This window comes from Paenibacillus sp. 1A_MP2 (assembly GCF_052244825.1).
Classification (GTDB): Bacteria; Bacillota; Bacilli; order Paenibacillales; family Paenibacillaceae; genus Paenibacillus; species Paenibacillus vandeheii.
Map to the genome: position 1 here is coordinate 6,489,081 of NZ_JBQQCS010000001.1, position 15,102 is coordinate 6,504,182.

11 protein-coding genes and 3 pseudogenes are annotated in these 15,102 nt (G+C 48.5%); 7 read left to right on the forward strand and 7 right to left on the reverse strand.

The window, feature by feature from the left end; translation table 11 throughout:
* Positions 1-89: 89 nt before the first annotated feature.
* On the reverse strand, positions 90-1,088 hold the full coding sequence (locus ACTWJ7_RS31885) for an amidase domain-containing protein (protein WP_443146236.1): 999 nt from the start codon (positions 1,086-1,088) through the stop codon (positions 90-92).
* A 380-nt stretch (positions 1,089-1,468) separates the two neighbouring features.
* On the opposite strand from ACTWJ7_RS31885, the pseudogene acnA reads away from it, so the two are divergent.
* The 3 genes and pseudogenes from acnA (at position 1,469) to ACTWJ7_RS31900 (ending at position 5,463) form a co-directional block, all read left to right on the forward strand.
* Positions 1,469-4,182, forward strand: a pseudogene (gene acnA, locus ACTWJ7_RS31890) (aconitate hydratase AcnA).
* A gap of 130 nt (positions 4,183-4,312) precedes the next feature.
* A complete protein-coding gene (locus ACTWJ7_RS31895) occupies positions 4,313-4,630 on the forward strand; it encodes a helix-turn-helix domain-containing protein (RefSeq protein ID WP_079350485.1) in 318 nt (105 codons plus the stop codon).
* A complete protein-coding gene (locus ACTWJ7_RS31900) occupies positions 4,579-5,463 on the forward strand; it encodes an IS3 family transposase (RefSeq protein ID WP_301877092.1) in 885 nt (294 codons plus the stop codon). The genes ACTWJ7_RS31895 and ACTWJ7_RS31900 overlap by 52 nt, the downstream gene beginning before the upstream one ends.
* Before the next feature lie 172 nt (positions 5,464-5,635).
* On the opposite strand, the gene ACTWJ7_RS31905 is transcribed toward ACTWJ7_RS31900, so the two are convergent.
* From ACTWJ7_RS31905 to ACTWJ7_RS31920, 4 genes and pseudogenes are all read right to left on the reverse strand, one after another.
* Positions 5,636-6,187, reverse strand: coding sequence for a VanZ family protein (locus ACTWJ7_RS31905; protein ID WP_079348885.1), 552 nt, complete (start codon positions 6,185-6,187; stop codon positions 5,636-5,638).
* Between the two features lie 230 nt (positions 6,188-6,417).
* Positions 6,418-7,078: pseudogene (locus ACTWJ7_RS31910) on the reverse strand (M15 family metallopeptidase); the annotation flags it as partial.
* Between the two features lie 99 nt (positions 7,079-7,177).
* A pseudogene (locus ACTWJ7_RS31915) lies at positions 7,178-8,265 on the reverse strand (ATP-binding protein).
* Positions 8,258-8,953: a response regulator transcription factor gene (locus ACTWJ7_RS31920; RefSeq protein WP_024633012.1), complete on the reverse strand. Its 696-nt coding sequence runs from the start codon at positions 8,951-8,953 to the stop codon at positions 8,258-8,260. The pseudogene ACTWJ7_RS31915 and the gene ACTWJ7_RS31920 overlap by 8 nt, the downstream one beginning before the upstream one ends.
* Positions 8,954-9,036: 83 nt before the next feature.
* Here ACTWJ7_RS31920 and ACTWJ7_RS31925 point away from each other — a divergent pair, with 83 nt between their 5' ends.
* The 4 genes from ACTWJ7_RS31925 (at position 9,037) to ACTWJ7_RS31940 (ending at position 12,489) form a co-directional block, all read left to right on the forward strand.
* Positions 9,037-9,987, forward strand: coding sequence for a helix-turn-helix transcriptional regulator (locus ACTWJ7_RS31925; RefSeq protein WP_301882370.1), 951 nt, complete (start codon positions 9,037-9,039; stop codon positions 9,985-9,987).
* A 72-nt stretch (positions 9,988-10,059) separates the two neighbouring features.
* Complete coding sequence (locus ACTWJ7_RS31930) at positions 10,060-10,845, forward strand: zinc ribbon domain-containing protein (protein WP_443146237.1); 786 nt, start codon at positions 10,060-10,062, stop codon at positions 10,843-10,845.
* A gap of 582 nt (positions 10,846-11,427) precedes the next feature.
* The gene (locus ACTWJ7_RS31935; RefSeq protein WP_179132768.1) at positions 11,428-11,595 is read left to right on the forward strand and encodes a hypothetical protein; all 168 of its coding nucleotides are present in this window, start codon (positions 11,428-11,430) and stop codon (positions 11,593-11,595) included.
* Between the two features lie 201 nt (positions 11,596-11,796).
* On the forward strand, positions 11,797-12,489 hold the full coding sequence (locus tag ACTWJ7_RS31940; RefSeq protein WP_301882373.1) for an aspartate/glutamate racemase family protein: 693 nt from the start codon (positions 11,797-11,799) through the stop codon (positions 12,487-12,489).
* 408 nt (positions 12,490-12,897) lie between these two features.
* On the opposite strand, the gene ACTWJ7_RS31945 is transcribed toward ACTWJ7_RS31940, so the two are convergent.
* Positions 12,898-13,113, reverse strand: coding sequence for a hypothetical protein (locus ACTWJ7_RS31945; protein ID WP_443146238.1), 216 nt, complete (start codon positions 13,111-13,113; stop codon positions 12,898-12,900).
* A 40-nt stretch (positions 13,114-13,153) separates the two neighbouring features.
* The gene (thiC, locus tag ACTWJ7_RS31950) at positions 13,154-14,848 is read right to left on the reverse strand and encodes a phosphomethylpyrimidine synthase ThiC (protein WP_443146444.1); all 1,695 of its coding nucleotides are present in this window, start codon (positions 14,846-14,848) and stop codon (positions 13,154-13,156) included.
* Positions 14,849-15,102: the final 254 nt, after the last annotated feature.

The following is a 15,102-nucleotide window of genomic DNA, read 5'->3' on the forward strand; positions in this document are numbered from 1 at the left end:
TGTTCAGCACCACTTTTATTCTGTTATCTAGACTTATTTTACACGGAACCTGATGTCCACGTCACCGAATCCCGTAAAATCTTTGACCATCAAAATTCATCTGCAATATGAAAAAGCCGATACACCGTCCGCTCGTTCCAAGCGTAAGAATCCCGGTAATCCCAGAAACGGTGGCGGCTGCTGACTGTATGTGCGTTCACAAGCGGCATGCCCCCCGCATCAAAAGCGGTCACAACAGTACTGTGTTGAAACCTGCCATCACCGTCCCAGTCGTAGAGAATGACATCTCCAAGCATTAGCTGCTCGGGACGCTCCACTTCGGTTGCTGACAACCCCCAGCTGCTGCCGGATAAATAGCGCTCCAGACTATTGGAGACCGCCCAACTGTAGCTCCACATTTCGGCGCCATTCACATAACCTTTGTACCACCATCCTGCTTCTCTTTTACCAGTATAGTGGATGGGTGCTCCCCCTGCAAAGAGACATTGGGACACATAGTTGGTGCAGTCCACATCGAATTCCTCATAGGCCGGATTACCCGCATTCCACCACCGATCCGCGTAGGCCACAGCAAGATCCCTGCGATACAGCTGCTGCTTTGATCTCCTACCCTGTCCCAGTACTTCCCGGTTAAGCAGTGGCCGATTCATCGCCTGTACAAAATCAGCTTGTTGAAAAGGGCGACCCTCGCCTACCGGACGACGCTCCGGGACCTCACGTTCCACCCGTGCAATGGTCCAAGCTCCTCCTTGCCTAAGAAAGGTCAGGCGTTCCCGCTCAATCCGGTCTTCCCGATGGGTCAAACCGTTCTTCTCATAGAACAGCCTGCTGTACAATTGCACGTCCACCACCGATTCATCTGCCCCATCCATCAGTGTCCGCACAAGCTTGGCGCTGGTCTCACTGCGAAGAGGCACGGCCCGCCGCTTGCGATACCATTGGTCCAGTCTGGCCATCCGCTCTCCCCGTTCCAGCACAAATTCCGGATCGGTTACAATCCGTTCGCTTGTCTGTGGACGGTAGTCGATCTCACAGCGATTATACTGGTTCACGTAGGTATATAAGGCACTCTTCCATTCGCGTTCCAAGCCTGTGTCCCCCTTTGGCATGAGTTCTGTCCGGAATGATCCATTGCATGAAAACTCTTTTTTATTTATATGAGAGAATTTCGGTTGTATGTGTCTGGTTCTGTTTTGAAGCCTTAATAACGGGGATAATGCGTACGGAAGAGATCAAGTCCATTCCCTTTACTTGAGAACGCATTCAATGTCTAATTCGCTTGGCTGGACAGGCAAAAAGCCCTTTACGTACGGCGTTGAAAACGGTATACTTAAAACTAAAGTTACGATTATGAAATTACGTTTCACCTAATGAAACCAGTGAACAAGGACACGGAACGATGAAGGCCTGTTCTTCACCTATATGGACGTTTTCTTCATCTCACCGACCATTTTAAGGAGGTACATGTATGTCAGCCAAGAATCATTTCTCCGCGGCCCGCAGTCTTGAGGTCGGAGGCAAGTCTTATCGCTACTACAGTTTAGATGCTCTTCAGGAAGGCGGCTACGGCGACCTTTCCAAGCTTCCTTTCTCCATTAAAGTGCTGCTCGAAGCAGCTATTCGTCAATTTGACGGACGTGCAATTACCGAAGAACATGTTAAACAACTGACCGGCTGGGCAGAAGGCCGTGACAATAACAAAGAAATTCCATTTATCCCTGCACGTATCGTTCTGCAAGATTTCACCGGTGTACCGGTTGTCGTTGACCTTGCAGCAATGCGTGATACCGTGAAAAAGCAGGCGGCGATCCCAAACAAATCAACCCACTCGTTCCCGTCGATCTCGTTATCGACCACTCCGTTATGGTTGATGCGTTCGGAACGAATGATGCACTCGACTACAACATCAAGGTTGAGTTCGAGCGTAACGAAGAGCGTTACCGCTTCTTGCGCTGGGCGCAAACGGCATTCAACAACTTCCGTGCAGTTCCACCATCCACAGGGATCGTTCACCAGGTTAACCTGGAGTACCTGGCTTCCGTGGCTGCAACCAAAACCATTGACGGCGAAACCGTTGTATTCCCGGATTCCCTCGTAGGAACGGACTCCCACACCACCATGATCAACGGACTCGGCGTTGTTGGTTGGGGTGTTGGCGGAATCGAGGCTGAAGCAGGCATGCTGGGCCAACCGCTTTATTTTGTAACACCGGACGTTATCGGTTTTAAATTAACAGGCAGCCTGAGCGAAGGCGCAACTGCAACGGATCTGGCACTCACTGTTACCCAAATGCTTCGTAAAAAAGGCGTTGTCGGTAAATTCGTCGAGTTCTACGGACCGGGTCTTAGCAACATCAGTCTGGCTGACCGTGCAACGGTTGCCAACATGGCACCAGAATACGGCGCAACAATCGGTTTCTTCCCTGTAGATAGCGAAACACTGAACTATATGCGTAATACGGGTCGTACCGACGAACAGGTGGATCTGGTTGAAGCTTATTACAAAGCTCAGAACATGTTCCGTACTGCTGATACGGTTGACCCTGAGTTTACAGATGTGATTGAACTTGACCTAGCATCTGTTGTACCAAGTCTCGCGGGACCTAAACGTCCACAGGATCGCATCGAGCTGACTCAAATGAAAGAAGGCTTCAATAGCATTATCCGCACGCCGATCGACAAAGGCGGCTATGGACTGAGCGACGAGAAAATCGCTGAGAAAGTGCCTGTTAAACACCCTGACGGTTCCACTAGCGAACTGTCTGCTGGTGCTGTCGTTATCGCGGCAATCACAAGCTGCACCAACACTTCGAATCCAAGTGTTATGGTTGGAGCGGGTCTGCTTGCGAAAAAAGCCGTTGAACGTGGTCTGACCAAGCCTGGCTACGTGAAAAGCAGCTTGACTCCAGGTTCCCTCGTAGTTACCGAGTATCTGGAAAAAGCAGGTCTGATTGAATATCTCGACAAACTCGGATTCAACGTGGCCGGCTACGGTTGCGCAACTTGCATCGGTAACTCTGGCCCACTGCCAGACGAAGTAAGCGAAGCAATCGCTGAGAACGACATGACGGTAGCGGCTGTATTGTCCGGTAACCGTAACTTTGAAGGTCGTGTGCACGCACAGGTCAAAGCCAACTACTTGGCTTCACCGCCACTCGTTGTGGCGTATGCTCTGGCGGGTACCGTTAATATTGATTTTGCAACCGATCCAATCGGCTATGATACCAACAACGAGCCTGTATTCCTGAAAGACCTCTGGCCTAGCTCCGAGGAAATCAAGGATACCATCGCTAGCTCGCTGAACGCACAGATGTTCCGCAACAAATATGAGAACGTATTTACAGCTAACGAGCGCTGGAATACGATTCCTGTACCGGAAGGCGAATTGTATGAGTGGGATCCTAACTCCACATACATTCAGAATCCACCATTCTTCCAGGAGCTTGGCGACAAGTTGACGGATATCGCAGATATTCGTTCCGCACGTGTCATGGCATTGCTAGCTGATTCCGTAACAACGGATCACATCTCGCCAGCGGGTAATATCGCACCATCCAGTCCGGCTGGACTGTACCTGAAAAAACATGGCGTAGAACGCAAAGACTTCAACTCTTACGGCTCACGTCGTGGTAACCATGAAGTCATGATGCGTGGTACGTTTGCAAACATTCGTATTCGTAACCAAGTGGCTCCAGGTACCGAGGGTGGTATTACGAAATACCTGCCAACGGACGAAGAAATGTCTATCTACGATGCTTCCATGAAGTATCAGGACGAAGGACAGAACCTGATCGTTATCGCTGGTAAAGAGTATGGTACAGGAAGCTCCCGTGACTGGGCGGCAAAAGGAACATTCCTGCTCGGCGTCAAAGCCGTTATCGCAGAAAGCTTCGAGCGTATTCACCGCAGTAACCTGGTCGGCATGGGCGTAATGCCATTGCAATTCCAGGAAGGTCATGGCTGGTCCAGCCTCGGTCTGAACGGTCGTGAAACGTATGACATCACAGGTCTGAGCAATGATGTGAAACCAGGACAAGAACTGACGGTTACCGTAACCCGTGAGGACGGCACCAAGTTCGACTTCCCTGTCATCGCTCGTCTGGACAGCATGGTGGACGTGGACTACTACCATAACGGTGGTATCCTGCAAACCGTATTGCGTCAAATGATGAAAAAATCTTAATTGCCTTTATATTTAATGCAATTAAGTTATACAGAAAAGCTCCTCGTCACGTGTGAAGTGCACCCCTTAGAATAGACATTGGAAAAACCCCTGGGTTTAGCCGATGAAATTCTAGGGGGTGTATTTTTTTATGGCGATTAAGGGACAAAAGTTTAAAACGTATTCGGAGAAGATAAAAAATGAGGCTATTCGTTTGCATACGGTTGAGGGGTGGACTTATCGAAAGATTAATGAACATCTGGGGATTCATGATCCAGGACGAATGAAGCGCTGGATGCGAAAATATCGGGAACAAGGTGAGTTTGGACTGATGGATCAGCGAGGTCGACGTAAAGAATACTTGGATCAAGACCGCTTTGTACAAAAACTGAAACGGGAGAATGAGTTGCTAAAAAAGTGCTTGGTCATCTGGAAGGAGGAAGCAAACAAGAAAGATTTCAGATCATAGAAAAAGTAGCGGCATACGGTGATATCCAGAAACTTTGTAATGTGTTTGGCGTGTCACGGAGTGGATTTTATGCCTATGTAAAACGTAAACGATTCGATCGCGACGCAAAGGCGAAGAAACAAGTGCTTCAAACGTATCAACGATATGAAGGCAAATATGGTTATCGGCAGCTCCAGTTGTTCCTTTGGCAAGATCAGGGGATTTGGATGAACCACAAAAAGGTGCTCCGCCTGATGCAAATGCTCGGTATTCAATCTCGAATCCGTCGTAAACGGCGCTCCAGCAGCTCGTATACACCTGCGCAGCGTGTAGCAGAGGACCTCTTGAAGCGAGATTTCAGTGCAGAAAAACCGAATCAGAAATGGGTAACGGACATTACCCAGTATCGTGTAGGAGAGCGCTGGATATATCTTTCAGCCATAAAGGATCTGTTTAATAACGAAATTGTGGCTTACGAAATAGGCGAACGCAACGACAATGAACTGGTGCTTCGCACATTCAGCAAGGCGTTTGCGAAGCAAAAAGACGTGACCGGACTGGTCGTTCATAGCGACCAAGGATTCCAGTACACGTCTCATGCTTACCACGACATGCTGCCAAAGGTTGGCGCCCGAATCAGCATGTCTCGCCGAGGAAATTGTTATGACAATGCCTCGATGGAGAGTTTCTTCTCGCATCTCAAAACGGAAGGACTCTATCCTTATCATATCCGAACGCTTAGCGAAGCACAAAGCAAAATCGAAAAATATATCCGTTTTTACAACCGAAAACGGCCACAACGGAAACTAAAAAAACTGACGCCGGTAGAGTACCGACGCCAGTTTGCAGCCTAGGGTCTTTTTATAATGTCTACTAAATGGGGTCTTGACCACGTGCGTTCTGCACGGTGACGGGGAGCTTTTTTTTATAGAATGAATAGGGGCATGCTCATGCTTGATGCCAACTTGCCTTTAATGTCCAATGTAATGTGAAGCTTGATCCAGGGATTGCGTGTACGCCCCCTCCTTACACGCGACTCTGATTGGAATTATACTCTTTTCTCGCGGTGCCAGCCGCTCCACCTACAATTATGCGTTTCAGACCGATAAGCATCGTATACAGGACATAACCAATCACCCCACCAAAGGTATTCAGCATAAGATCATCCACGTCGAATATGCCCATACCCGTCAATAGCTGTGTCACTTCAAAAGCAAAACTTAAGAGCAAGGAAAGTACAAGCACCTTTGCCCCTGACAACAGCTTGTTACCCATCAGCACTGGAATGAAGATACCCAGCGGGATAAAGGCCATGATATTACCGAGCAGGTGAATTGCCGTACCCGGACGATGTAACGATAAGCTATGCCAGTCTCTTGAAATTTCCTGAAATGGCGTCAGGTTAACGGTACGCGTATGAATCAGATCCGGCTGTTGCGCGAACGTCATAAGTTGAACTCTAACGACGTTCCAATCCATCGTATGTCCCTTGAAAAGAATCAGCTTGGTCAACAGATACAGATAGATGATGAATGCCGCCACCCAAACGATCTTCATATTGAACTCTTTAGGTTTCATAATGAACCTCCGTGTATATCTTGTTGTTTATTCCTCTACTGTCACGACAACTCCGTTCATGTTGTCTCCCGATATCTCATATTGACCGTGTTCAGGTACGTTAATGCTCTTCTCTTTGGATGCATCGTAATAACGCACATGATAGTGCTTGTCCCCGACTTCAGCGGAAATGCTCTTTTTCTGTTGCAGCAGCTCCAAATACTGCTCCAGCACCAGGTGATTATGATACATGATGGCACTGTGCGGCAGTCCCACATACCTAAAATGCCAAGGTTCATATTGAATGCCAGTGATGTGCACTTTATCCTTCGGGTAACGTAAAATGAATCCGTATTGCCATGCATTCTTCTCCAGCCAAGCTCCTTCTGGCGCTTCACTCATGGCAGCCAGGGTAGAGCCGATATCCATGGACAAGCCCAGATTATGTTCACTGTGACCCGCAGGAAGCGCATAGTCCGAACCCTTTTCCTCGTAAAGCTGCTCCTGTTTCGTAAAGTCTCGATAACCACTGCTGATGATGAAGTAACGCACGTCATCTTTCGAGGCAGCTTCAATCATCTTCTCGAACGCTTGCGCTACGTACTTTGACAACATGATATTGTGATCCAGCAAGCCGTATCCACGAACCAGATCTTGTTGTTCAGCCAAATTCACAATGTCCGTTCTAATACCCTCCGCATGAACAGGATACTCCGAATTGACGAGCAGTAAATTCCCTTTATGTACTTGATTCTTCATATCCACGTTAATGGTTTTGGTATATCCCGCCCGATTTTCAGCCGTATTCTGAATTTGCAGATTCGCTTCTTCCTTCTGCTCAAACAATGCAGGTGACTTGGAAAAAATATATCCCAGTACAATGATACATATCAAAAATCCCCACTTCTTCATCCCTTGTTCCTCCTTTACCTCGTATTATCAAGGATAGAGAAAACTAGTTAAAAAAAAGCAGGGCAATTCTAAAGTTTTTCTTAAATTCGGCATATAACTTCAATCCAGCGCAGGTAACCGAACTTCAAATACGGTCCGTACGACATCACTTTGGGCTGAAATGTTCCCATCATGCTGCTCCACAATATTTTTGGCGATAAAAAGTCCTAGACCTGTTCCACCTTCCTGAGGTGTCCGCGCCCGATCCCCGGTATAGTACATATCGAAAATATGAGGCAGATCATCTGGATGTATATGACCACCATAGTTCATGATCTGAATGATAACCTGTCCTGCATCACGATGCCCATGAATATCCACATAAAGACCATCCGTACCGTGACGTGCCGCATTGATTAACAGGTTCTCAAACACGCGTGCAAGCACCTCACCATCGCCGGAGATGGTTAATTCGGAATCGATGTGCAGTCGGGTGACCAGGTGGTTCTTTTCAAAAACGGGGTACAGCTCTTCGTTCATCTGCCTCAGCAGCTCGCTAAGATCAAGTCTCTTTTCTCAATTGGCAACATGCCATAGTTCATTCGTGTAATCTCAAACAAATCATCAATCAGTTTCTCAAGCCGCTGGGATTTGGTAAAAGCAATCGCTGTAAAGTGTCTGACCTGCTCTTCCGTCAGCTGATCATCCTTCATCAACAGATCCAGATAACCCAATACTGACGTTAGGGGCGTACGCAAATCATGCGCCAGGTTTACTACCAGTTGGTCCCTGCTGCTCTCCGCAAAATCTCCCCGTTCTACCGCTTCCTTCAGCTTCAGATTTGCCAGATTGATATCCTCTGCAATTGCCCCCAGCTCGTCCTTCGTCGAAATCTGCACACGGTGCTGGAAATCTCCACTCGCGAGTTGCCGGATACCTGTGGAGATATTTTTGAAATAGGTAACGTATGGCTTCGTAAACCAGAAGAAAAATAGTATAGCAAGCGGTATGAACAGGATAAGGAAAAAGTAAATATCCCCTATGCTTTTCATAAAGTGACGAAATTCGGCTAACTGATCTTCCGCACGCACTCCGGTGTAATAGTATTGCATCAGTTTATATACCCCAAAGGTAATCGCGCCAGATGCCAGCATGCTTAGACCAAGCAACAGAATCATGGTTGTTCGAAAACTTCTGCGTTTATTCATTGAATGTGTACCCCACACCCCAGATCGTTTTGATAAACTTGTTCTTGTCTACATCTTCCCCCAGCTTCTTGCGCAGGGTCCGAATATGAACCATCACGGTATTGCCGCTCTCATAATAAGCCTCTCCCCACACTTGTTCAAAGATGCTCTCTGCACTGAACACCTGTTTGGGATGATTTGCGAGCAGATACAGGATGTCAAACTCCTTCGGTGTTAATTCGATGGGCTTGCCATAAAGGGTGACGCTATGCTGATCTGGCGAGATAATGAGGCCGCCTTTCTCCAGAATGGAACGCTGGATCGGTACAGACTGGCTGAATTGAAGTGAACGACGCAGCTGGGAATTGACCCGGGCGACCAGTTCCATCGGGTTAAATGGCTTGGTCATGTAATCGTCTGCGCCCATCACGAGCCCAGTGATTTTATCCATATCCGAGGTTTTGGCGCTTAGAAAAATAATAGGCAGGTGATACTGCTCTCGAATTTTGCGGGTTACCTCATATCCATCCATACCAGGCATCATAATATCCAAAATAGCCAAATCGATCGTTTGTGTCTGAACGGCTTGAACCGCCGCTTTCCCATCGAATGCCTTGATGATGTGATATCCTTCTTTTTGCAAGTGCAATGCAACCAGATCAGCGATCTCAACTTCATCATCTGCGATCAAAATCGTAATACGTTTCATTGCTTATTCCACTCCTATATGTGATGCTCAACAATATAACATATCTGAATCCAACTTATAAATGATTGAAGGGAATCCAATATATGAAACTGGACCGTTTATTAGCCATTGTCGTGCTGTTGATCAATCGTGGCCGGGTGCAGGCCAAGGATTTGGCGGATACGTTTGAGGTGTCCATTCGTACCATCTACCGGGATATAGATACGCTGGGTCAGGCGGGTATTCCTGTCGTCACCTATCAGGGTGCAAGCGGTGGTATTGGCCTTGCAGAAGGTTACCGGCTTGACCGAAATGTGCTGACCGACAAAGATCTGGCCTCCATTGTCACTGCGCTGCGCAGTGTCTCCACCTCCCATACGAATGTGGCACGAGACCTGTTGATGGAGAAACTCAGCAGTATCGTGCCTGAAGCAAAAAATGAAGATTTCCAGGCCAATACCAGCCGCTTTATTGTAGATTATTCGATGTGGACGCATCCCGAAGCGCTGCAAATCAAGCTCCAGCTCATTGAACAGGGCATGGATCAACTGCGGCCCATTACATTTACCTATTGCAGTGCCGAAGGTACCCAGACCCATAGAACGACCGATCCGCATACCCTTGTGCTCAAAAAGCATTCCTGGTACCTCTATGCGTTCTGTCACGAACGCAACGAGTTCCGTATGTTCAAGCTGGTCCGCATGCGAGACGTCGCTCTTGCCCAAGGAAACTTCGAACGCAAGCCGGTTAACCTGCAGGACAGACCCTGGCAGCAGGATTGGGCAACCCCGGATAACAAGGTGCCTCTGACCCTCAGATTCCATGCGCGTATCCGTCACATCGCAGTGGAATGGTTTGGCATAGAGAGCGTCATCCCGGATGATGAGGGCTATTATATCAGCCAGGTCGCATTTCCGGAGGACAACTGGCTGTACGGGTTCATTCTTGGATTTGGCGCAGATGTCGAAGTACTGGAGCCACTGCATATTCGAGAAGAGATTCGTAGAATTGCCGAACAAATTGTGCAAAATTATAATGCCCCGCCTCGAACCTGACAGACAGGTGTCCAGTTCCTCCCGTTATACTTCTATTATATTCAAGCTTTACATAACGAGGAGGAATCGATTATGAACGTCACCGTATGCCAGAGCTGTGGAATGCCACTCACTACGCCTGCCCAATTCGGAACAGAAACGGATAGTACTACAACCCGCGAATACTGTATTTATTGTTATAAAGAAGGCAAGTTTGAGCAGCCCGATATTACGCTGGAAGGCATGATTGAAATGTGCACCGCCATCCTGAGCCAAGAAGGTATGGACGAGGAGTCAGCAAGGTCAATGCTGCGCAACCAACTTCCTTTTTTGAAAAGATGGCATGCAGCTGGTATTGAACGGAACGTGGCATTTCCAGCAGAACATTCGAATGGGTCCGATGGGCTTAATCAAGTAACGCGCGACAATATGCTCTCCACAGAGCCCATTCGGTATGTCACACTGCCAGGAAAACGCCTTGCGGGTGTGTCCGCCAGAACAACCAACGCCATTGAGATGAGTGGCAAAGGCTGCATTCAGGGACTTTGGAACAGCTACTTCGCTTCAGATCATCAACCCGCCCCTGAAGCGGCACGCTATGGCTGTTACGCTGACTATACGGATGGCATACATGGAGAATACACCATACTGGTGGGACATGAAGTGGGCCCGGATGAATCGTTGCCTGAGGGAGTGGATACCGTTGAGCTGCCGCCTGCAACATATGCGGTGTTCACCTCCAGAAAGGGCCCGATGGCCGAAGTCGTGGGTGAAGCCTGGGGTGCGGTGTGGGCCTGGAAGAAACAGGGGAACGCACGTTTACCGGAGATTTCGAATTGTATGATGAGCGAAGTCTCGATCCTGAGAACGTACAAGTAGACCTGTATATTGCTGTTCGCCGCGAAAAATAAGAAGAAAAGTGATCATGATCATTTCTTAATCCGAATTGGACTGTTTATATCTGTATCTGTATCTCAGCAATGAAATTCCGCTCATGGATTTATGCAAAATGCTGTTAGGCTGCCAGGTTTTCCTGGCGGCTTTTTGAATTTTCCCTTTTGTCTATCCGTCGAAAATTGCCCTAATATGCACCCGACAACCGACCATGGTACCAAGTTAGCTAGCTTATGTCGTACCTATACAACCAGACTATATGTCTTAATTTCGACACAATTGGCAATCCCAAAACTGGGTCTATTCACTTAACAATCGCTTCTATCCTCCCATACGAAACCTCACATATTCGGTCCTTTCCTCCTGAATTTCTTTAAAAACGTTTACATCTCCTCAATACGGGGTAAAATCACTACAACCCAATTGGAATTACACCTTAATTTGCCTGTTTCGTCTAACAAGTCACATATACCTATTTGCGTAACAGAGACGATAACCTGTTGGAATACATAAGCTATTTAATAATCACATATGCATATTCGAAAATGCATTAAAGGAGGAACCAAGATGATCCGCATGCCTATTCAGCAAATGATCCCGTACCACCACCAATATCCGCGCAACACGGCGACCGTTGCTCCTAAAAAGGAGAATGAGAACACTCAAGGTCTATCCTTTCATGAAATTTTGCAGCAAAAAATGGCTAAAAAGAACGCCTCCCCTTCTTTGCGATAAATGAAATGATGAGCAAAATGAAAATTGCTTGCTTGGCTGCACCGTTCTCTGCGAAGTTGTGGATGAACGGTTATTCGCGTTTTCGCTTTAATTTGTTGTTACATCAGCATTTTACATATGTACAGTCTATGGTCACATCCCTATAATGGGTTAAATATCTACGGCAGTTTAGTGAGACAACATCCATTTCAGGGGGCAAATATGATGATGACTATCGGCTGTTTTCACGCTCACTATTCCAACATTGCACTGATTGAAGAAGCACTCGCTCCTTATGAAGTTGAACTAGTTCATTATGTCGATCCGGGTCTGGATCGCCTCAAACATGATGCTGATTTCACCGAGGCAGTTACGCGTGAGAAAGTATCAAAGACGCTGCAATGGATCGCGCACTGCCATGCAGATGCCATCCTCGTCACCTGTACCCTGTTTGCAGCCGTACTTGAGCAAGAGGCACAGCATGTTCCTGTCCCAGTGGTTGGTATTGATGATCCATTACTTCAGGAATTGAAGCGAGTACCGGGGAGATACATATTGGCGTTTACCAACCCTGCGACGATTGAAGGAACGATGGCACGGGTGAATCAGGCTTTGCAGCAGGATGATGAGAATGGACAGCGAAAAGGGATTGATGCTGTAGAGACTGAATCGGTATTGATACCGGGTACATTCGAGTTAATCATGCGAGGCGATAAGGAAGGTTATCTTGCAGCGGTGAGTGCTGGATTGCAGCAGATTGCTGAGCAGTCCCCGGGAAGCAAGGTAGTAGCCTCTCAACTGTCCATGGCTCCCGCAGCAGCGCGAGTTACAGCAGATACAGGTTTGGCGATCTATAGCCCGTTGGCTTCGCTAGCGGCTTATTTGGAGAAGAAGTTGAGCATAGTTCGGCGTTAATGTTGAGCGGTGAGCGGTAAGTGTTTTTTGAGCGGTGCGTCGATATTTGAAACTGATTTTCCAGCTCTGCTTATATCGGTAACGCCACGCCTAAGATGAATCAGTGATGCGACATCTCATCTGAAGAACTTGTTCCAGAAGTTCTCTTGCTCTAGATTGGAGCAAAAGCTCTAACGAACCCAGCGCGTCTTATTATCAGAATTATCGTGATCTGCTAAGTTTAACGAACCTGAGCCACCTTAATGGGGTCAAGACATGCGATTTCCAGTACAGCAGGACTTGCATTTCAAGAAATAACGTCTCTATGATTCGTTAAATCGCAGACCTGTGGAAATTACGGCAAATAGCGTGTGCTCGGTTCGTTAGGGGCTGAGCTACTCTTTCAACGATGTAATCGTGTTCGCAATGTTAATTATTGCGCTCCTCACATACATCGACCGTAAAAGAAGTGACCCGCCACAGGTTGACGGCCTGACGGGTCACTTCGTCTGAACTATGCAGCACTTGGAGGAAGCCATGGAGGAATACCCACCGCAAATGCTGTGCAGGAGCAGCCATTGGCCTGCGAACACCACATACCGGGTTAAAGCCGCTCTTCTCCACGATCACGGAGAGGAACGGCATTTCACTATATCAGGCTGCCCAGATTGCGTTGTAACAACGCTTAGGAGCGTGTCCGGTATTCCTCTGCCTTTTCCTGCATGCCCGCAGCCACAGCCTCATTCTCGGACAATCCTTTGTCCGCGGCAAAAGCACGAATATCCTGCGTAATCCGCATGCTGCAAAATTTCGGCCCGCACATGGAGCAGAAATGGGCTTCCTTGGCCCCTTCGGCCGGCAGCGTCTCATCATGGTAGGATAGCGCACGTTCCGGGTCCAGCGACAGGTTGAACTGATCCCGCCAGCGGAACTCGAACCGTGCTTTGGATAACGCATCGTCCCGTCGCTGGGCACGCGGATGACCTTTCGCCAGATCGGCAGCATGTGCAGCAATCTTGTAGGCGATAACCCCTTCCCGCACGTCATCCTTATTGGGCAGGCCCAGATGTTCTTTTGGCGTAACATAACAGAGCATCGACGTACCGAACCAACCGATCATCGCTGCCCCAATCGCCGAGGTAATATGGTCATATCCCGGTGCAATATCGGTCGTCAGCGGTCCCAAAGTATAGAACGGCGCTTCCTTGCAAATCTCCATTTGCAGATCGACATTCTCCTTGATCTTGTGCATCGGCACATGTCCCGGACCTTCGATCATCACCTGCACATCATGCTTCCAGGCGATTTGTGTCAGTTCACCAAGCGTAGCCAGTTCCGCCATCTGGGCTTCGTCATTAGCATCGTAGATGCTTCCTGGGCGCAGCCCGTCTCCAAGAGAGAACGCCACGTCATACCTTTTCATAATCTCGCAGATTTCTTCAAAATGGGTATACAGAAAATTCTCCTGATGATGCGCAAGGCACCATGCTGCCATGATGGACCCGCCCCGTGACACAATGCCTGTCATGCGCTTGGCGGTCATCGGGATATAACGCAGCAGCACGCCTGCATGGATCGTAAAGTAATCCACGCCCTGCTCTGCCTGCTCAATGAGCGTGTCACGATACAACTCCCAGGTCAGTGCTTCGGCTTCACCATTGACCTTCTCCAGCGCCTGATAGAGCGGCACCGTTCCGATCGGTACCGGAGAATTGCGGATGATCCATTCCCGAGTCGTATGAATGTCCTTGCCTGTGGAAAGATCCATCACCGTATCTGACCCCCAGCGTACCGCCCAAGTCATCTTCTCCACCTCTTCCTCGATAGAGGACGATACGGCAGAGTTTCCGATGTTCGCATTAATCTTCACATGAAAATGACGCCCGATCAGCATCGGCTCACTCTCCGGGTGATTGATGTTCGACGGAAGGATCGCCCTGCCACTCGCCAGCTCCTGTCGAACAAACTCCGGCTCCACGCCTTCACGAATGGCTGCGAACTCCATCTCCGGCGTGATGATTCCCTGTCGTGCATAATGCATCTGGGTCACGCTGCGCCCAGCTATTCCTCGCAAGGGTTGACCACGCAACCCTGGATACTCCTCGGCTCCAGCTCGCTTCCATCCTGGCTTCAGACCGTTATCTTCCGGCTTTACCGTCCGTCCCCGGTAAGCTTCAACATCTTCACGCTCCGTAATCCATCGCGTACGCAGCGCTGGCAGACCTGCGCGGATATCGGCATGAAATCCGGGATCGGTCATCGGCCCGCTCGTATCATAGACACGCAGCGGTTCGTTATGCTCCACTCCTTGGGGAGTATTCGTGTCATGAAGGGCAATTTCACGCTCCGGTACAGCAATGTCCGGTCGAGAGCCATAAATGTAAACTTTGCGGCTGCCCGGGAAGGGCTGAACCCGTCCGGTCGCCCCTTTTTCTTTGCCAACTGCTGATCCTGCTCGTCCTGTCCCATCGTTCTGTTCCCTTTACTCATCGCTCTTGTCTCCTCCTCATTGGTGATCGTCTGGATTAAAATGCTTGCGCACTTGTCCCGAATCATCCACAACATAGATAAAGAAAGAGCGACCATACGACAGAAAGCAGGGACATCACATTTAGTAATACGTAGGCAGTGAAT